The 18745-nt window shown below is 66.7% G+C and carries 17 protein-coding genes; 8 read left to right on the top strand and 9 right to left on the bottom strand.

Features of this window, described 5'->3' with window-relative positions; all coding sequences use genetic code 11:
• Window position 1: 1 nt before the first annotated feature.
• The 4 genes from IB257_RS05300 to IB257_RS05285 all read right to left on the bottom strand — a co-directional run bounded on the left by IB257_RS05300 (window position 2) and on the right by IB257_RS05285 (window position 4229).
• On the bottom strand, window positions 2–913 hold the full coding sequence (locus tag IB257_RS05300; RefSeq protein WP_082401168.1) for an ABC transporter permease: 912 nt from the start codon (window positions 911–913) through the stop codon (window positions 2–4).
• 1 nt (window position 914) lies between these two features.
• Window positions 915–1832: an ABC transporter permease gene (locus IB257_RS05295; RefSeq protein WP_054456461.1), complete on the bottom strand. Its 918-nt coding sequence runs from the start codon at window positions 1830–1832 to the stop codon at window positions 915–917.
• 65 nt (window positions 1833–1897) lie between these two features.
• Window positions 1898–3469 carry an ABC transporter substrate-binding protein gene (locus IB257_RS05290; RefSeq protein ID WP_119449429.1) on the bottom strand — a complete coding sequence of 524 codons (1572 nt, stop codon included), beginning with the start codon at window positions 3467–3469 and terminating at the stop codon, window positions 1898–1900.
• An 88-nt stretch (window positions 3470–3557) separates the two neighbouring features.
• A complete protein-coding gene (locus IB257_RS05285) occupies window positions 3558–4229 on the bottom strand; it encodes a GntR family transcriptional regulator (RefSeq protein WP_225588818.1) in 672 nt (223 codons plus the stop codon).
• 285 nt (window positions 4230–4514) lie between these two features.
• On the opposite strand from IB257_RS05285, the gene IB257_RS05280 reads away from it, so the two are divergent.
• The 3 genes from IB257_RS05280 (at window position 4515) to IB257_RS05270 (ending at window position 8491) form a co-directional block, all read left to right on the top strand.
• Entirely contained in the window at window positions 4515–5711 is a 1197-nt protein-coding gene (locus IB257_RS05280; RefSeq protein ID WP_192491960.1) for an alanine--glyoxylate aminotransferase family protein, read from the top strand.
• A gap of 24 nt (window positions 5712–5735) precedes the next feature.
• Window positions 5736–6788 carry a serine hydrolase gene (locus tag IB257_RS05275; protein WP_192491959.1) on the top strand — a complete coding sequence of 351 codons (1053 nt, stop codon included), beginning with the start codon at window positions 5736–5738 and terminating at the stop codon, window positions 6786–6788.
• 692 nt (window positions 6789–7480) lie between these two features.
• Window positions 7481–8491, top strand: coding sequence for an aldo/keto reductase (locus IB257_RS05270; RefSeq protein WP_175162872.1), 1011 nt, complete (start codon window positions 7481–7483; stop codon window positions 8489–8491).
• Between the two features lie 51 nt (window positions 8492–8542).
• On the opposite strand, the gene IB257_RS05265 is transcribed toward IB257_RS05270, so the two are convergent.
• Together IB257_RS05265 and IB257_RS05260 are read right to left on the bottom strand one after the other, a co-directional pair.
• Window positions 8543–9880: an MFS transporter gene (locus IB257_RS05265; protein ID WP_192491958.1), complete on the bottom strand. Its 1338-nt coding sequence runs from the start codon at window positions 9878–9880 to the stop codon at window positions 8543–8545.
• An 86-nt stretch (window positions 9881–9966) separates the two neighbouring features.
• Window positions 9967–11604 carry a GMC family oxidoreductase gene (locus IB257_RS05260; protein ID WP_192491957.1) on the bottom strand — a complete coding sequence of 546 codons (1638 nt, stop codon included), beginning with the start codon at window positions 11602–11604 and terminating at the stop codon, window positions 9967–9969.
• A 180-nt stretch (window positions 11605–11784) separates the two neighbouring features.
• Between IB257_RS05260 and IB257_RS05255 the strand changes: the two genes are divergently transcribed.
• Complete coding sequence (locus IB257_RS05255; RefSeq protein ID WP_054456468.1) at window positions 11785–12630, top strand: IclR family transcriptional regulator; 846 nt, start codon at window positions 11785–11787, stop codon at window positions 12628–12630.
• A 19-nt stretch (window positions 12631–12649) separates the two neighbouring features.
• Here IB257_RS05255 and IB257_RS05250 read toward each other — a convergent pair whose 3' ends face one another.
• Entirely contained in the window at window positions 12650–13363 is a 714-nt protein-coding gene (locus IB257_RS05250; protein ID WP_175213494.1) for a GntR family transcriptional regulator, read from the bottom strand.
• Window positions 13364–13503: 140 nt separating this feature from the next.
• Here IB257_RS05250 and IB257_RS05245 point away from each other — a divergent pair, with 140 nt between their 5' ends.
• Window positions 13504–14562 (top strand): Bug family tripartite tricarboxylate transporter substrate binding protein, encoded by a 1059-nt coding sequence (locus IB257_RS05245; RefSeq protein WP_370540089.1) that lies wholly within the window; start codon window positions 13504–13506, stop codon window positions 14560–14562.
• A gap of 57 nt (window positions 14563–14619) precedes the next feature.
• A complete protein-coding gene (locus IB257_RS05240) occupies window positions 14620–15810 on the top strand; it encodes a M20 aminoacylase family protein (protein WP_192328109.1) in 1191 nt (396 codons plus the stop codon).
• A gap of 63 nt (window positions 15811–15873) precedes the next feature.
• Here the strand turns inward: IB257_RS05240 and IB257_RS05235 are convergent, their stop codons facing one another.
• Window positions 15874–17313: an MFS transporter gene (locus IB257_RS05235; RefSeq protein ID WP_192491956.1), complete on the bottom strand. Its 1440-nt coding sequence runs from the start codon at window positions 17311–17313 to the stop codon at window positions 15874–15876.
• 46 nt (window positions 17314–17359) lie between these two features.
• Entirely contained in the window at window positions 17360–17788 is a 429-nt protein-coding gene (locus IB257_RS05230; RefSeq protein WP_054453774.1) for a VOC family protein, read from the bottom strand.
• A gap of 89 nt (window positions 17789–17877) precedes the next feature.
• Here IB257_RS05230 and IB257_RS05225 point away from each other — a divergent pair, with 89 nt between their 5' ends.
• Both IB257_RS05225 and IB257_RS05220 read left to right on the top strand, forming a co-directional pair.
• Entirely contained in the window at window positions 17878–18222 is a 345-nt protein-coding gene (locus IB257_RS05225; protein ID WP_192491955.1) for a GFA family protein, read from the top strand.
• Window positions 18223–18328: 106 nt separating this feature from the next.
• Window positions 18329–18736, top strand: a complete 408-nt coding sequence (locus IB257_RS05220; RefSeq protein WP_192491954.1) for a carboxymuconolactone decarboxylase family protein — start codon at window positions 18329–18331, stop codon at window positions 18734–18736.
• The last annotated feature ends 9 nt before the right edge of the window (window positions 18737–18745 follow it).

Here is an 18745-nt window from a genome sequence, read left to right as displayed (position 1 = left end):
CTCAGGCCCTCTCTTCAGGCGTCAGGAGTTGATGCAGCCCGTCGCCGGCCAGGTTGATCGCGAAGATCAGCAGCGCCAGCGCCGACCCCGGTATGGCGATCAGCCAGAACGAGAAGAACATGTAGGCCTTGGCCTCCGAGATCATCAGGCCCCACGACGGCAGCGGCGGCTGCACGCCCAGGCCCAGGAAGGACAGCGAAGCTTCCAGCAGGATCGCGCTGGCGGCTTCCAGCGTGGCGATCACGATCAGTTGCGGCACCACATTGGGCAGCACTTCGCCCCAGACGATGCGCCAGGTGGACGCGCCCGCGGCCTGCGCCGCGGCCACGTATTCCAGCGAGCGCACCTGCTGGGTGGCGCTGCGCATCACCACCGCATAGCGATCCCACTTGAGCAGCCCCAGCACCAGGATCACGACCCACAGCGAGCCGCCGACGATGGCGACGGTGGCCAGCGCCACCAGGATCACGGGCATGGACAAGCGGGTGGTGATGAGAAACGACACCGCCATGTCGACCTTGCCGCCGAAGTAGCCGGCCGCCATGCCCATGGCCGTGCCGATCAGGCCCGAGATCAGCGCCACGCTGATGCCGATCAGAAGCGAGATGCGCGCGCCGTAGAACAGGCGCGACATGTAGTCGCGGCCCAGCTGGTCGGTGCCCAGCGGGTGCAGCCAGGTGCCCTTGGCGTACCAGACCGGCGGCGCCGTGCGGTAGGCCAGGTCCTGGTAGTAGGGGTCATGCGGCGAGATCCAGGGCGCGAACAGCGCGATCAGCACGATGAGGAGCAGGATGCCGCCGCCGGCCAGCAGCGCCTTGTTGCGGCGCAGCCGCCGCCAGCGCAGGGCGGACGCGGACAGTTCCAGCGGCGCCGGGGCGCCGGAAGCGGACGGGGTCAGGGTAGGCGTGTTCATGTCAGGACACCCGGATGCGCGGGTCCAGCCACGCGTTGGCGATATCGGCGGCCAGGGTCAGCAGCACGTAGAGCACCGACAGCAGCAGCACGATCAGCTGCATCACGGGATAGTCCTTGTAGGTGATGCTCTGGTAGGCCAGGTAGCCCAGGCCGTCCAGCGCGAAGATGGTTTCGATGACGACCGAGCCGCCCAGCAGGTAGCCCAGCTGCACCGCGGCCAGCGCAACCACCGGCACGATGGCGTTGCGCAGCGCGTGCTTGAAGACGATCTTGCGTGCCGGCAGGCCCTTGGCGCGCGCGGTGCGGATGTAGTCGGCGGCCAGGACTTCGATCATGCCGGCGCGGATCAGGCGCATGAAGGCGGGGGCCACGTAATAGCCCAGCGCGATCGCCGGCATCACGAAATGCTGCCAGCTGCCGCTGCCCGACACCGGCAGGATGCGCAGCGATATCGAGAACAGCATGATCAGGATCAGCGCGAAGAAGAAGTTGGGCAGCGCCTGCCCCAGCACGGCGATGGCCAGGCATATGCGGTCGATCAGGCTGCCCTTGTACAGCGCGGCCAGCACGCCCAGCGGAATCGAGATCAGAAGCGCGAAGGCCAGCGCGCCCAGGCCCAGCAGCAGGGTGGTCTTGAGCTTGGAGAGGATCAGCGGTCCCGCCTCGGTCTTGAAATACACCGAGGTGCCGAAATCGCCCTGCAGGATGTGCCAGAGCCAGTCCGCGTACTGCACGGCCAGCGGCCGGTCCAGGCCGTAGGTCTTGCGGATCATGTCGATGTCGGCCTGGCGCGCGCCTTCGCCGGCCAGCGCCAGCGCCGGGTCGCCAGACAGGTGCAGCAGCAGGAACGCCAGGATCGAGACCGTCAGCGCCACCAGCACCGCCAGGCCCAGGCGCCTGATCGTGAAATACAGCATAGGGCTTCCTCTTCGTTGGACTCACGCCGGCCCGGCGCGATGCCAGGCCGGCGCGGGGCCGCGCCTTACTTCCAGCTCATGTCCCAGAAGCGCACCAGTTCATCCGAATAGGGCTTGAAGTTCAGGTCCTTGGTGGTCACGTAGTAGGCGGGCAGGGTCCACAGCGGCACCGCATAGGCCTTCTGTGCAATCAGGTCCAGCGCCTGCTTGTAGGCGGCCTTGCGCGCGCCGCTCTCGATGGTGTGGTCGCCCTTGTTGAGCAGGTCGCGCACCTGCGGGTCGCGGGTGATGTCGTCGTTGCCGAAGGCGAAGTACACAGGCGTGGACGCGGACACGTCGTTGACCAGGTTGGACGCCCAGGTCTGGTGCGTGAGCGAGGCCTTGTTGGCGCGGATCATGTCGCGCATGGCGGCGTACTGCAGGAAGTTGAGCTTGGCGCGGATGCCCACCGCCTGCAGGTAGTTGATGATGGCTTCGGTCTGGTTGCGCTCGCGATACGCCACCAGGTCGATGTCGAAGCCGTTGGGGTAGCCCGCTTCCGCCAGCAGTTTCTTGGCCTGGGCGGGATCGTACTTGTAGACCGGCGCGCCTTCCTGGGTGCAGCCCGTCTGCGAAGGCGTGCAGATGGTGTTGATGAGACCGCCGCCTTCGCCCACGATGTTCTTCAACATGGCTTCGCGGTCGATGGCGTGGATGATGGCGCGCCGCACGCGTTCGTCCTTGAGCTGCGGCGCGGGCGTGCCTTCCTGGATGTTCATCTGCATGAAGACGATGCGCATGGTGTCGCCCGTGACCATCTGCAGCGAGGGCATGCCGCCCAGCTGCTCGGCCTGGTCCTTGGGCACGCTCATGATCAGGTCCTCGCCGCCCGAGATGACCTCGGCCATCTGCGTCTGGCGGTCGGGGATGAAGCGGATCACCACCTTGCCGATCTTCGGCTGGGCCTTGGGCGAATCCTTGAAGTAATCGGCGTTGCGCTCCAGCGTGATGGACTTGCCGGGCTGGTAGTCCACCACCTTGTAGGGACCGGAGCCCACCGGCTTGGCGTTCATGCCCTTGGGCCCGACTTCCTGGTAGTACTTGGCCGGATGTATGGCGGCGGTGGTGGACAGGTATTCCTTGGCGCCGGGGAAGGGCTCCTTGGTGGTCAGGCGCACCTTGTACTTGTCGATCTTCTCGACCTTGTCGATCCAGGCCACGTTCTGCTGCGTGACGGCCTTGTTCTTCGGGTCCGCCACGTAGTTCAGCGTGTACACCACCGAATCCGCGTCGAACTCCTCGCCGTTATGGAATTTGACGCCTTCGCGCAGCTCGAATTCCATGGTCTTGTCGTCGACCTGCTTCCAGCTCTTGGCGAGCTGCCCCTTGTACTCGTTGGTGACCGGGTCGCGGTAGAGCAGGGTGTCCCAGACGTTGGCGGCGATGATGACGCCGATCCGCACGTTGTTGTAGTAGGGATCCACGCTTTCCGGCGCCTGGTCGTAGGCCATGCGCACGGTGTCGTCCTTCTTGCCGGCCAGCGCTGGCTGGGCCGCCAGCGTGGCGCAGGCCAGCAGGGCGGCAGCCAGGGCCTTAAGGGGGAGGGGGCTGCGCCAGGTCGGCGCGGATGCTGCGGGGGTGATGCGGAAATCAGTCATGGTGAGGCTCCTGTGGAAGTCACTGCACGTACTGCTTATCTGCCATCTTGTCGCGGGCGGCGCGGCCCGATGTGCTGCCTGCGGCGGGTCAGCCGGAATCGGCCGCCGCCGCGGGCGGCTGGGTAAGGGTCTTCAACGCGGCCTCGCACTTGCGCTGCAAGTGCTGGCGCATGATGCCGGCCAGCCGGTCCGCGTCGCGCGCGTCCAGGGCCTCGGCCATCTCGATGTGTTCGCGCATCGCCAGATCCCATTTCTGGCGGTTTTCGTTCGAGACGAAACGCAGGTTCTGGATGCGCGCGTTCTGGGCGTCGTATAGCTGCTTGAGCAGGCTGTTGTGCGCGGCCAGGCTGATGCGTTCGTGGATCTCGCGATTGGTGCGGAAATAGGTGGGCAGGTCGTGGCGCGCGTGGCTGGCCATCATTTCGTAGGTCAGCGCGCGGATCTCGGCGATTTCCTGGTCCGTGGCCCGTTCGCAGGCCAGCCGGCAGGACATGGCCTCCAGCCCGCCGATGACCTCGAAGGCTTCGCGGATGTTCGCTTCCGACAGCGCCACTACCTGCGCCCCGCGATTCGGTTCGATCTGCACCAGGCCTTCGGCGGCCAGCACGCGGAAGGCTTCGCGCAAGGGGGTGCGGGAAACGCCGAGCAGGTCGCACAGGGTGCGCTCGTTCAGCCGCGAGCCGGGCGGGAATTCGCCCTGGATGATGCGTTCGCGCAGTTGCCCGGCCACCGTGGCCGGCAGCGTGCGGCCGTTGCCCATGCCGCGCGCCGCAGGCGGCGGCGCGGTTTCGGCGGCCACGCTGGTGGCGCCGGAATCAGGCATCAGGCTGGAAACGCTGCTCATTGGTATACAAAAATTCCCCGTGTTTTGCGAGACTATAAACCTGTCTTTCCGTATCGCCAGATGGGTGTATACCCTAGGTTATTAACGCAAAAACAATGGGATAGAGTGACGCATGCCGCAAGTCCGCGCGCGGGGAAAGTCCTGCTTGTCTGCCCTGCGCCTTTCGTTGGTATACAAAAATATTCCACTTTGGGACTACGCATGCTTACCCTGAACAGTCATCTGTCCGGCCGGCATTTCCTGCAGATTCCGGGGCCCACCAACGTGCCCGATCGCGTGCTGCGCGCGATCGACCAGCCCACCATCGACCATCGCGGACCCGAGTTCGGCGCGTTGGGCCTGGCGGTGCTGGAAGGCGTCAAGCAGGTGTTCCAGACGCAGTCCCCGGTGGTGATCTTCCCGTCGTCCGGCACCGGCGCCTGGGAGGCCGCGCTGGTCAACACCCTGTCGCCCGGCGACCGCGTGCTGATGGTCGAGACCGGCCATTTCGCCAGCCTGTGGCGCAAGCTGGCGGGGCGGCTGGGCCTGGAGGTGGACTTCCTGGAAGGCGATTGGCGCCACCCGGTGGACGCGGCAGCCATCGCCGCCCGCCTCGCCGAAGACCAGGGGCGCAAGATCAAGGCCGTGTGCGTGGTGCACAACGAAACCTCCACCGGCGTGACCAGCGACATCCCGGCCGTGCGCGCCGCGATCGACGGCGCCGCGCATCCGGCGCTGCTGATGGTGGACACGATTTCGTCGCTGGGCTCCATCGACTACCGCCACGACGAATGGGGCGTGGACGTGACCGTGGCCGGTTCGCAGAAGGGCCTGATGCTGCCGCCCGGCCTGGCCTTCAACGCCGTCAGCGCACGCGCCCTGGCCGCGGCCGACGAGGCGCGGCTGCCGCGCTCGTACTGGGACTGGCGCGAGATGCTCGCCGCCAACGCCCGCGGCTACTTTCCGTACACGCCTTCGACCAACCTGCTTTACGGCCTGCACGAAGCCCTGGCCATGCTGCGCGAAGAAGGCTTGCCGCAAGTCTTCGCGCGCCACCAGCGCCATGCCCAGGCCACGCGCCTGGCTCTGGCCGGGTGGGGGCTGGAGCTGCTGAGCCTGGATCCGGCCGCGCACAGCCCGGCGCTCACTGCGGTGGTCATGCCCCAAGGCCATGGCGCCGACGCCTTCCGCAAGCTGGTGCTGGAACGTTTCGACATGTCGCTGGGGCAGGGCCTGGGCAAGCTTACCGACCGCGTGTTCCGCATCGGCCACTTGGGCCACTTCAACGACCTGACGCTGTGCGGCACGCTGGCCGGCGTGGAAATGGGCCTGGCCGCGGCAGCCGTGCCGCATAGGGCGGGCGGCGTGCAGGCGGCAATGGAATTCCTGGCCGGCTCGCGCGCAAGCGTAGCGGCCTGAGACACACACATAACGAGGGAAACGATGAACACACTCATGCAGCAGGCGATCCAGTTCGCCAACGACCACGAATCCGCCTGGGACCGCAGCGTCAAGGGCAACTTTGGCGTGCACCTGAACGATCCGCCGCCCTGGAACCGCCTGCTGGGCCCCATCCACGACCGCGGCCCGGTGTCGGGCGTGGTCACCGTGCGCGGCGAGACCGTCGCGTCCTGGGGCGAGCCCGAGCGCGCCGACCTGACCTTCAGCGTGGCCAAGCTGTACCTGGCAATCCTGGCCGGCGTGGCCCATGACCGCGGCCTGCTGCCGGACGTGGACGAGCCTGTGGGCAAGCGCGTGCCCGGCATCGGCTTCGACGAAGGGCAGAACGCCGACATCACCTGGCGTCATCTGCTGCAGCAGACCAGCGAATGGGAAGGCGAACGCTTTGGCGTATCCGACCAGGCCGATCGCTATCGCGCCGTCACCTTCGGCGTGCCGCCGGACGGCAAGAAGGGCGAAGCGCGGCCCTTGCAGCGTCCCGGCACGTACTGGGAATACAACGACGTGCGCATCAACCAGTTGTCGTACGCGCTGCTGCACCTGTTCCGCAAACCCTTGCCCGAGGTCTTCCGCGAGGCGGTTACGCGGCCCATCGGCGCCAGCGAAAACTGGCAGTGGGTCGGCTACGACAACGCCTGGGTCGAGATCGACGGCCAGCGCATGCCGTCGGTGCCGGGCGGTTCGCACTGGGGCGGCGGCATGTCCATCAGCGCTCGCGACCAGGCGCTGATCGGTCAGATGCTGCTGAACGACGGCATGGCCAACGGCCGTCGCATCCTGTCCAGCGAGTGGATCCGGGACATGCGCACGCCATGCGCGATCGCGCCGTATTACGGCTATCTGATCTGGCTGAATCATGAAGGCCGCGTGTTTCCCAGCGTGCCGGCTTCCAGCTTCTTTGGCGTGGGGGCGGGTAGCTCGTTTACGTGGGTGGAACCGGAGCGGCAGATGGTGGTGATTGTGCGCTGGCTGAACTCGACCCACGCCGACGCGCTGTTCGGCAAGATCCTGGAGGCGGTGGACGCTGGGGTCTAGATCGTTTTTGGCTAGGTATTTGATGTGGCGGCTGTAGGCGGCTTCGAGTATGCGGATGTCGGGGTTCTGAACCGCCGAGGCTGCCCTGCGCCATTCCGATGCTCGCCCCGGTGGGGCTGCGCTTCGGATGGCTCCGGGCCGCCTCGGCTGACAGCAGCTGAATGCACTGGTCTTAGGTCCGTTCATGGGTAGATGCCGTGAGCCGGTGTCCGGGCGGAGGGATCCGAAGCGCAGCCCCACCGGGGCGAGCATCGGAATCCCGCAGTCCGGACGCCGGCGACTCAAGAACCCTGTCTCACAAAACCGAAGTGGCAGGGCTTCGAGCTTGCGGGCGTCAGGGTTCTTTAGCCGCCGAGGCGGCCCTGCGCCATTCCGATGCTCGCCCCAATGGGGCTGCGCTTCGGATGGCTCCGGGCTGCCTCGGCTGACAGCAGCCTTATGCATTGGTTTCAGGCCGATTCATGGGCAGATGCTTTGAGCCGGTGGCCGGGCGGAGGGATCCGAAGCGCAGCCCCACCGGGGCGAGCATCGGAATTCCGCAGTCCGGCCGCCGGCGACTCAAGAACCCCAGCCTCACAACACCAAACGTCAACAATCCATCCCAGAATGCCCAAGATGCGAATTTGACTCGCGCGGGCCTGCCGTTGCATGCTCCCGCCTAATCCATTTCCGTGAACGAGAGGAAGCCAACCATGAACTACCGCCGCCTCGGCCGCAGCAATCTCCGCGTCTCTCCGCTCTGCCTGGGCACCATGATGTTCGGCGAGCAGACCCCCGACGACGAAGCCGCCCGCATCGTCGCGTCCGCGCGTGACCATGGGTTGAACTTCATCGACACCGCCGACGTCTATAACGGCGGCCGCTCCGAAGAGGTGGTCGGCAAGCTACTGAAAGGCCAGCGCCACGATTGGGTGCTTGCCAGCAAGATCGGCAACGCCGTCGGAACCGGCCCCAACCAGGCCCACTATTCGCGCCAGTGGCTCATGCGCGGCGTGGAGGAAAGCCTCACGCGCCTGGGCACCGACTTCATGGACATCCTCTACCTGCACCGCGACTACCATGAGGAAAACCTCGAAGAAGCCCTGTGGGCGCTGGGCGACCTGATCCGCGCCGGCAAGCTGCGCAGCTTCGGCCTGTCCAACTTCCGTGGCTGGCGCATCGCCGAAGTGATGCGTTTGTGCGAAAAAATGGGCGTGCCGCAACCCGTGGTGTGCCAGCCTTACTACAACATGCTCAACCGCGGTCCCGAAGTCGAGATCCTGCCCGCCTGCAAGCACTATGGACTGGGCGTCGTGCCCTACAGCCCGATCGCGCGCGGCGTGCTCACCGGCAAGTACCTGCCGGGCCAGGCGCCCGCGGCCGACACCCGGGCCGGACGCGGCGACCGCCGTATCCTGGCGACCGAATTCCGCGAAGAGTCCCTGGAAATCGCGCAAAAGCTGGTGGCGCACGCCGCAGTCCGTGGCACGCAGGCGGGGCATTTCGCCACTGCCTGGGTGCTGGCCAATCCCGTCATCACCGCCGTCATCGCCGGCCCGCGCACCCTGGCGCAGATGGAGGACTACTACGCGGCGCTGGACGTGAAGATCACGGCCGAGGACGAGGCCGTCGTCAACGGCTGGGTCACGCCTGGGCACGCGTCGAGCCACGGCTACAACGACCCCAACTATCCGTTCTACGGCCGCCCGGTAGCAGCGGCCTGAGGCACAACTCAGGTAGGAACGCGCCGGCCCATATGGCCGGCGCTTTCACATTCAGGCCTTGCCCAATCCCCCGCGCGGCATGGCATTTGCCGCCGCCTCCAGTTCCGCCGGCTGCGCGCCGCGCCCGATCAGCATCGCGCACACCGCCGACACGACCCCAGCGAACAACACGTACAGGCAGATCAGCCAGGGCTGGCCGCCGCCAGTCTTCAATAGCGCCGTCGCAATGATGGGCGTGATGCCCGAGGCGAAGATGCCCGAGAACTGGTAGACGAAGGAAATCCCCGTGTAGCGCACCTTGGCATCGAACAGCTCGCAGAACAGCGCTGCTTCCGGTCCGTACACGGCGGCGTACAGGATGCCGAACGGAATGATGATGGCCAGCCAGATCAGCATCACGCTGCCCTGGCTGTTGAGCATCAGCCAGAAGCCCGGGAAGGACGCCGCCGCAGTGATGAGCGATCCCCAGAAATAGACCCGCGTGCGGCCGATGCGGTCGGACAGCCGGCCGAAGAAGGGGATGAAAAAGCACATCACCAGGGCCGCCGCCATCACCCCGATCAGCGCTTCGGTCCGGCTGATCTGCACCGTCTGCGTCAGGTACGAGATCGAGAACACGCCGAACACGTTGAAGAACACGCCGTCGATGTAGCGCGCGCCCATGCCCTTGAAGACATTGCCCGGATATCGCTTGAGCATGTCGAAGAACGGGATGCGGCTTTCGGCGTTGTTGGCCTTGACCGCCGCGAACTCGGGCGTCTCCTTGATGTTCAGGCGGATGTACATGCCCACCAGCACCATGGCGGCCGATGCCAGGAAGGCGATGCGCCAGCCCCAGGCCATGAACTGTTCGTCGGTCAGAAGGGTGGACAGCAGCGCCACCGTGCCGGAGGCCAGGCACAGCCCGATCGCCAGCCCGATCTGCGGCAGCGAGGCATAAAAGCCTTTCTTGCCCGGCGGCGCGTATTCATAAGCCATCAGCACCGCGCCGCCCCATTCGCCGCCCAGGCCTATGCCCTGGAACACCCGCAGCAAAAGCAGCAGGATCGGCGCCCAGATGCCGATGCTGTCGTAGGTCGGCACCAGCCCGATCAGAAAGGTGGCGATGCCCATGATCATCAGCGTCATCACCAGCATGCTCTTTCTGCCGATGCGGTCGCCGAAGTGGCCGAAGATCAGCCCGCCCAGCGGTCGCGTGACGAAGCCGACGGCAAAGGTGGTGTAGGCCAGCATGGTCGAGACCAGCGGGTCGCCGGTAGGGAAGTACAGCTTGTTGAACACGATGCCCGCGACGACGCCGTACAGGAAAAAGTCGTACCACTCGATGGTGGCGCCGATCAGCGACGCGGCGACGACTTTGCGCACCGCGGCTTCGTTTTGCTTGGCCATGTCTAGTCTCCTTTGGTGGGGCGGTGGGGCAATCTGCGTTGTCCTGCGCCTTGGGGTTCTGCTATCCGGGGTCCGTCATCTCCGATTCAGGCGGCGACGCGCAGCGCCTGGGGCTGCGCTTGCCTGAGGTCCTGCAACATGAATTCGGCCACGCGTTCGGCCAGCATCACCACGGGGACGTTGGTGTTGCCCGACACCAGCGTCGGCATGATCGAGCAGTCCACCACGCGCAGCCCCGCCACGCCGTGTACGCGCAGGCGTTCGTCCACCACGGCCATCGGGTCGCTGGACGGCCCCATCCTGGCGGTGCCGGACGGGTGGAAGATCGTGGCGCCGTATTCACGGCAGAAGTGCAGGATCTCGTCGTCCGTGCGCACGTCCGGCCCGGGGCGGAATTCGCGCTTCATCAGGCCTGCCAGCGGTTCGGTGGCGGCGAGCCTGCGCGCATACTTCACCGCCGCCACGGCCATGTGGCGGTCCAGTTCGGTGGACAGGTAGTTCGGCTGCATGGACGGCGCCTCGAAGGGATCCGCGCTGCGCAGCTGGACCCGGCCGCGCGACGTGGGCCGCAGCTGGCACACCGAATAGGTGCAGCCCGAGAACGGATGCACCTTGCCGCCCGCCATGTCGGCCGACAGCGTGGCGAAATGGAACTGCGTGTCGGGCGTGCGGCTGGCCGGGTCTACCCGGCAGAACACGCCGCCCTGGTTGATGCCCACCGCCAGCGGCCCGCCGCGGAACAGCAGCCATTCCAGGCCCATGCGGGCGCGGCCCGTCAGGCTGCGCAACTGGTCGTTGGTGGTGATGGGGCGGGTGGTCTCGTAGATCAGGCGGATCTGCAGATGGTCCTGCAGGTTTTCGCCCACGCCCGGCAGGTCGCGCACTACGCCGATGCCGAACCGGCGCAGCAGGGCTGCGGGTCCGACGCCGGACAGCTGCAGCAGCTGCGGCGATTGCAGGGCGCCGGCGCACAGCACCACTTCGCGGCGGGCGCGCACGGTATGCACCTGGCCGTCGCGCCGGTAGCGCACGCCGCAGGCGCGCTTGCCTTCGAACAGTACGGCCATGGCGTGTGCGTCGGTTTCCACGCGCAGGTTGCTGCGGTTCTGCGCGGGGCGCAGATAGGCCACGGCGGTTGAGCAACGCCGGCCGTTGCGTGTGGTGAGCTGGTAGTAGCCCACGCCTTCCTGGTCGCCGGTATTGAAGTCCTGCACATGCGGCAGGCCCAGCTTTTGCGCGGCGCCTATCAACGCTTCCACCAGCGGATGCGCCGTCTTGATCGAGGTGGCGTTGAGCATGCCCTCGGTGCCGCGCGTGGGGCCGGGGCCGAGGTCATTGTTCTCGAGCTTGCGGAAGTAGGGCAGGCATTCGTCCCAGCTCCAGCCGGGATTGCCGGCGGCGGCCCAGGCGTCGTAGTCCTGCCGCTGGCCGCGGATGTAGATCAGGCCGTTGATGGAGCTGGAGCCGCCCAGCGTGCGCCCGCGCGGCCAATAGATGCGCCGGTCCAGCATGCCGGGGTCGGGGTCGGTGTAGTAGCCCCAGTTCAAGACCTTGTGGAACATCGTCTTGCCGTAGCCGATGGGGATGTGTATCCACGGGTTGCTGTCCTTGGGGCCGGCTTCCAGCAGGCAGACGCTGTGCGCGCCGCTGGCGCTCAGCCGGTTGGCCATCACGCATCCGGCCGAGCCGGCGCCAACCACGATGTAATCCACGGTATCGGACATGTCCGCAAGCTCTCCCTGCAGCAGGGCGCGGCGCCAAGCCTACGGCGCGTTAACCCTGCTTGTCGTTGTGGGGCGCACTTATATACTGGATCGATGCCGGCGCCTGAGCGCTGCGGCATTTGAGGCGATTCTAGGAAGCGCGCGCGCAGAGCAAAGCACAACAGGCGCAGGGGCGGAAAAGTGGAACAGAATATGCAGATTCAGTTTCAAAATCGCGGTGCAGCATCGGCGCAGCAGGCCGACGACGCCGCCACCCATCAAGAGGCCGCGCGTTCGCTGCGGGCGCTGGTGGTGCTGGATCACCTGGCGCGCGCCCAGCATCCACCCACGCTGGCGCAACTGGCGCAGCGGCTGGACATGCCCAAGACCACCTTGATGCGCCTGCTGGCGGCCATGCAGCGCGCCGGCTTCGTGGCCGCCACGCCCACCGAGAACGGCTTCGTGCCGGGACCGCAGGCAGCGACCCTGGCCCTGGCAACTCTGCGCGCCTCGGCCTTCACGCGCGCCTGCCGCGCCGTGCTCGCCCAACTGGTCGGCACCCTGGGCGAAACCTGCAACCTGACCGCGCCCGACGGCGATCGCGTGATCTACATGGAACGCGTGGAAACGGAGGAACCGCTGCGCCTGTTCTTCGCGGTGGGCAGCCACGTGCCCATGCACTGCACCGCCAGCGGCAAGTTGTTCCTGGCGTCCATGAATCGGCTGGAGCGCGGGCGGGTGCTGGCGCGCCTGCCGCTCACGCGCAACACGCCGCGCACGCTGACAGACCCGGCCAGGCTGGAAGAAGAACTCGAACGGCTGGCTGCGCGCGGCATTGGCATCGACAACGAGGAATTCGTGCGCGGCATGAGCGCCGTGGCAGTGCCGGTGCGCGACGCGGACGATCGCGTGGTGGCGGCCGTGGCCTGCCATGCGCCGACGGCGCGCGTCATGCTGGACGAGCTGCTGCGCGCGGTGCCGGTGCTGGAGCGCGCCGCGCGGGCCATGCACGACGTGCTGGCGCAGCACCGAACTGGCGCGACGTAGCGGCCCGGCCTGCGGGTTTTCAATCGGGCGTGAACAGGTCTGGCGGCAGGCGCGCCACGGCCTCGTAGGTCAGGCGGATGTGGGCGGCCAGCAGTTCACAGGCGCGGTCCGCATCGCGCGCCAGCGTGGCGTCCAGGATGCCTTTGTGTTCGTCGTCCAGGTCGCGCGCGATGGGCTTGCGCGTGACGGTCAGGCGGCGGTAGCGCTCGGCCTGCTGGTACAGGATGCCCAGGAAATGATGCAGCCAGCGCGACGGACAGGCGCGGATCAGTTCGCGGTGGAACTCGCGATTGCGCTGTTCCCACTCTTCAAAGCGGGTATCGGGGTCGGCTGCAAGGCGCTGTTCGGCCTTGCTCAGACGGTGGAAGGCGGCCAGCACGGCGCTTTCCCAGTCGTCATCGCCCAGGGCGATGGACTGGCGCAGGGCCTGGGTCTCCAGCAGCACGCGGTTCTCGGTGATGTCGCGGAAGTCTTCCAGCGAAATCGGCGTGACGTGAAAGCCGCGCTGTCCTTGCGCGATGACCAGCGCGTCGGACACCAGCAGCGCCAGCGCTTCGCGCAACGTGCCCGCGCCCACGCCGTAATCGTCCTTCAGGTGTTCGACCCGCAGGCGCGAGCCCGGCGGATGCACGCCCTGGATGATGTCGCGGCGCAGGTTGACATAGGCCGCGCCGACCAGGGTGTTGGCCGAGGCGGAATGGGCAAGCGGGGGGAGGGTGGCGCCGTCTGACATGGGAGCTACTTTATCACTGGCTTTAAAAAATCTCGATAAAAATTATTGACGCCGAGATTTATGCTGCTTATCGTAGAAAAAAGCGTCGAGACTACGACCGGTAATCAGCCGGCGGCTGGCGCACCCAGGAGACAAGCACAGTGATACGGCTACACGACGTCCGGCGCACCGGCCCGCGCACCCGCAACCTGCCCGAAACATCCGCCCGGCGGCCCTTGTTGCGCCCGGTTCTGCGTCATGTTGCGGCCTGCGTGGCGGCGGTGGCCGCACTGGTTGCCGGCCCTGCAGCCAGCGCGGAAACCTGGCCGTCGCGGCCGGTGACCCTGCTGGTCAATGGCGGTCCTGGCAGCCTGCCGGACCTGTTCGCGCGGCCCTTGGCCGAACGCCTGCACCGCGCCCTGGGCCAGCCTGTCGTGGTCGAAAACAAACCCGGCGCCGGCGGCATGCTGGCCATGCAGCAGCTCAAGTCCGCGCCGGCCGACGGCCACACGCTGGCCCTGGTCACCAACGCGCACCTGGTGTGGAACCCCTACATTTTTCCGGCCCTGACCTACGATCCGGCGCGCGACCTGCAGCCGGTCAGCCCGCTGGCGGTCATCCCCATGGCATTGACCGTCAACGACAAATTGGAGGCCAAATCCCTGGATCAACTGCTGGCGCTGGCGCGCCAGAAGCCTGGCCGCCTGAACTACGCGTCCTCGGGCAACGGCAGCCCGCCCCACGTGCTGTTCGAAATGCTGCGTGAACAGGCAGGCGTGGACATCCTGCACGTCCCATTCAAAACCGGCACTGCCGCGCTGAATTCGGTGCTGGCGGGCGATACCGAAATCTATTTCGCCGGCACCGCGCTGGTCGAGCCCATGGTCAAGGACGGCCGCCTGCGCGCGCTGGCAATGAGCGAGACCGTGCCCGACGCTGCCTTCGGCAAGACGCCCACGCTGGCCGCCAGCAACTTCAGCGGCTTCGAGGGCGCGGTGTGGCTGGGCGTGGCCGCGCGCGCCGGCACGCCGGACGCCATCGTGCAGCGGCTCAACGAAGAAATCGGCCGCGCGCAGCAGGACGGCGCGCTCAAGCAGATGTACGCCAGCCACGGCTCCTTGCCGTACCATCTGACGGCGGCGGCCTTCGCCCAGCGCGTTGCAACCGAGCGGGACACTTCCGGTCCCGTGCTGCGCAAGCTGGGCATCAAGCCCGATTGAACTTCCTACTTCCAACCCTGGTATTCGGGGCTCCGCTTGCGGGGCCCGCAGCAGCTTATGAACCTGATCGAAGAGATTGTTGAAAACTCCCCGTCCATCCGCGACATCCGCAGGGACATCCATGCGCATCCGGAACTGGCGTTCGAAGAGAACCGCACCTCCGACCTGGTGGCCCAGCTGCTGGAAAGCTGGGGCATCCCGGTGCATCGCGGCTTCGGCAAGACCGGCCTGGTGGGCGTGATCCGCAATGGCGACTCCGGGCGTACGCTGGGCCTGCGCGCCGACATGGACGCGTTGCCCATGCACGAGGTCAACCAGTTCAGCCACGCCAGCAAGCATCCCGGCGTGATGCACGCCTGCGGCCATGACGGCCATACCGCCATGCTGCTGGGCGCGGCCCAGCATCTGGCGCACCATCGCAACTTCGATGGGACCGTGTACCTGATCTTCCAGCCCGCCGAAGAGCGCGGCGGCGGCGCGCGCGAGATGATGCGCGACGGCCTGTTCGAGAAATTCCCCATGGAAGCGGTCTTCGGCATGCACAACATGCCCGGCATTCCGGTGGGCTGCTTCGCCTCGTCCGCGGGGCCGGTGCTGGCGTCCAACAGCGAATTCCACGTGACCGTGCGCGGCAAGGGCGGCCACGCGGCCATGCCGCACCTGTCCATTGATCCCATTCCTGCGGCGGCGCAGATGATCGAGGCCTTCCAGACCATCATCAGCCGCAACAAGAAGCCGCTGGAGACGGCGGTCATCTCGGTGACGACGGTGCAGGCGGGCGGCGTGGTCAACGTCATCCCCGACACCTGCGAACTGCGCGGCACGGTGCGCGCCTATACCCGCGAAACCCTGGACCTGATCGAGCGCCGCATGGGCGAGATCGCGCAGCACGTGGCCGGCATGTTCGGCGCGCAATGCGAATTCGTCTTCACGCGGCACTATCCGTCGACCATCAACCACGAGGCCGAGACCGCCTTCATGCGCAACGCGCTGACCCAGGTGGTAGGGCAGGAGCGCGTGCTGGTGCAGGCGCCCATCATGGCGGCCGAGGACTTTTCCTTCATGCTGGAAGAGGTGCCCGGCAGCTATTGCTTCATCGGCAACGGCGAAGGCGACCACCGTGAACCCGGCCACGGCGAAGGCCCATGCCTGGTCCACAACACCAGCTATGACTTCAACGACGCATTGCTGCCGATCGGCGCGAGCGCCTTCGTGAAGCTGGCTGAGAACTGGATGCCGCGCAAGTAGCGGCAATGGCGGCGCGGGCGGACAGGACAGCGCCTGCCGCCCGCGCGCCGCGACTATCCCGTGTCAGTGCGACGAACCGGCCTGGACCGACAGTTCGTGGTTACGTGTGCGCACCAGCAGCGCGCTGAGCGCAGCGGCCAGCCCTGCAATCAGGGCGCCCGCCAGGAAGGTCAGCTGATAGCCGCCATTCAGCGCCAGGGTCGGCGCCGCGCCAGCCGCTGCCAACCCCGCGGTACGCGCTGCGGCCAGGCTGGCCAGCACCGCCAGACCTAGCGCGCCGCCCATCATGAAAGCTGTGTTGACTACGCCGGACGCCAGGCCGGACTGGCTGGGCTCCACATCGCTCATCGCGGCCAGCAGCATCGGGTTGAAGGCCACGCCCGCGCCCAGGCCCAGCAGCAGCATGGCTGGCAGGACATCGACGGCGAAGCTGCCGTCCGCCGGCGCGCGCGCGAACAAGGCCAGCCCCAGCGCGGCAATGAACAAACCCGTGGCCAACGGCCCGCGGATACCAAAGCGCATCACCAGCTTGGCCGACAGCCCCAGCGAGAACGCCGCCATGATGAGATTGGCCGGCAGAAAGGCCAGGCCGACCTCCATGGGGCTGTAGCCCAGCACCAGCTGCATGTACAGCGCCGACACGAAGAACCACGCGAACATGGCCGCGGCCCACAGCACGCCGACGACGTTGGCCGTGGCCACGTTGCGCAGGCGGAACAGCCCCAACGGCATCAGCGGGGATTCCACCCGCGCTTCGATCGTCAGGAACAGCGCCATCAGCGCGGCTGCCGCGCCCAACAGGGTCAACGATTGCGTCGAGGTCCAGCCGGCCTCGTTGCCGTTGACCACCGCATACACCGCCAGCATCAGCGAGGCGGTGACGCTCAGCGCGCCGGCCACGTCCAGCCGGGCGCCGGCGGCGGCAGGCGGTGCGGCCGGAATCAGCCGCAGGCACAGCGCATAGACCACCACGCCGATGGGCAGGTTCACCAGGAAGATCCAGTGCCAGGACAGCGCGCTGGTCAGCAGCCCGCCCAGCAGCACTCCGATGCTGCCTCCGCCCGCGCAGACAAAGCCATACACCCCCATGGCGCGCGCCCGTTCCCCGGTTTCGGTGAACAGGTTCATGATGAGCGACAGCGACACCGCCGACACCACCGCGCCGCCCAGGCCCTGCGCCGCGCGCGCGCCGATCAGCAGGGCCTGGCTTTGGGCCAGGCCACAGGCCAGCGATGCCACAGTGAAGACCACCAGGCCCGCCAGGAACATGCGGCGGTGGCCGAACAAGTCGCCCAACCGTCCGCCCAGCAGCAGGAAGCCGCCGAAGGTCAGCATGTAGGCGTTCACCACCCACACCAGCGAGGTCTCGGTGAAATGCAGGTCTTCGCGGATGGAGGGCAGGGCGACGTTCACGATGGTGGTGTCCAGGACGATCATCAACACGCCCAGGCAAAGCACCATCAGCGCCCACCAGCGTTGCTTGCCATGTATTCCATGCGTCATCAGTTGTTGCTCCGTGGATGGCGGTTCGATCCGCCGCGTTGCTTTTCTAGTGGGAAACGCGCCCGCCACTGACCATCCAGCGCGTGCCGTAACGGTCTATCAGCGAGCCATGGGCCTCGGCCCAGAAGGTCTTCTGCAAGGGCATGGTGATGCTGCCGCCGTCGGCCAGCAGGTCGAAGACGCGTTGCGCGTCCGAAACCGTGGGATAGGCCAGCGCCAGCGCCACGCCCTGCTTGCCGGGATAGGGATGCCCGGCGGTCGCGTCGCTGCCCATCAGGGTCTGCTCGTCCAGGCCCAGGCGGGCGTGCATGATACGGCCGGCGTCTTCGTCCGACAAGACCGGCATGGCGGCGTCGGGCGGGGCGTCCGCATAGCGGATCATGGCCTCCATCCGCCCGCCCAGCACGCGCTCGTAGAAGTGCATGGCCTCGGCGCAATTGCCGTCAAAGCTGAGGTAGGCGGATAGTTGGGGCATGATGTCTCCAGGGTGACGAACGGACGGTGCCAGGAGGGCGGCGCCGCTCTATGATGGAAGCCTGACCCCACGTGCAAAGGAGCCCGGCCATGCTGAAAGGAAGCTGCCATTGCGGACAGATCGCGTTCGAAGTCGATGGCGAACCGTCCCAGGTACTGGAATGCAATTGCTCGCACTGCAGCCGCAAAGGCTATCTGCTGTGGTTCGCGCCCCGCGCCAGCGTGCGCCTTGCCACGCCCGCCAGCGCCATGTCGACCTACCGGTTCAACAAGCACGTGATTTCACACCACTTCTGCGCCAATTGCGGCTGCGCGCCATTCGGCTTCGGCGTGGGCGCCAAGGGCGAAGAGACAGCAGCGATAAACGTGCGCTGCCTGGAAAACGTGGATCTGAACGCCTGGCCCCGCATCCCGTACGACGGCCGCAGCGTCTGAACGCCGCGAACCGCGCTACATCATAGGGCAAGCGCGCGCCGCGCGATATGGCGAGCGCGTGACATGTCTTTTCATCGAATTGAACGAGTTTTCAGGGAAGCGCCGCATGAGTACCGTAAAACTGCTGTCCGACGACGACGTCCGCAAAAACCCGCAGGCCTGGGCCGTGTTCGAAGACATCCGCGCCACGCGCAAGTCGGATTTCGTCAATAACTTCTGGCGCGCCCTGGCTAACGATCCGCCGCAGCTGGAGCGGGTCTGGGGCCAGCTCAAGCAGGTCATGATGGCGGACGGCGAACTCTCTCCCCTGATGCGCGAAATGATCTACATCGCCGTGTCCACCGCCAACGGCTGCGCCTACTGCATCCATTCCCACACCGCCGCCGCCCGCGCCAAGGGCATGACCGACGGCCAGCATGCCGAATTGCTGGGCGTAATAGGCATGGCCGCGCAGACCAATGCCATGGTCACCGCCATGCAGGTGCCCGTCGACGAGGCATTCATCGTGAAATAGGAGGCCGCC

This window comes from Achromobacter sp. ACM03, from assembly GCF_014851665.1.
In the GTDB taxonomy this organism is placed as follows: domain Bacteria; phylum Pseudomonadota; class Gammaproteobacteria; order Burkholderiales; family Burkholderiaceae_B; genus Achromobacter; species Achromobacter aegrifaciens.
Note: the sequence above shows the minus strand (reverse complement) of the source record. Positions and strands in the feature narration are given on the sequence as shown.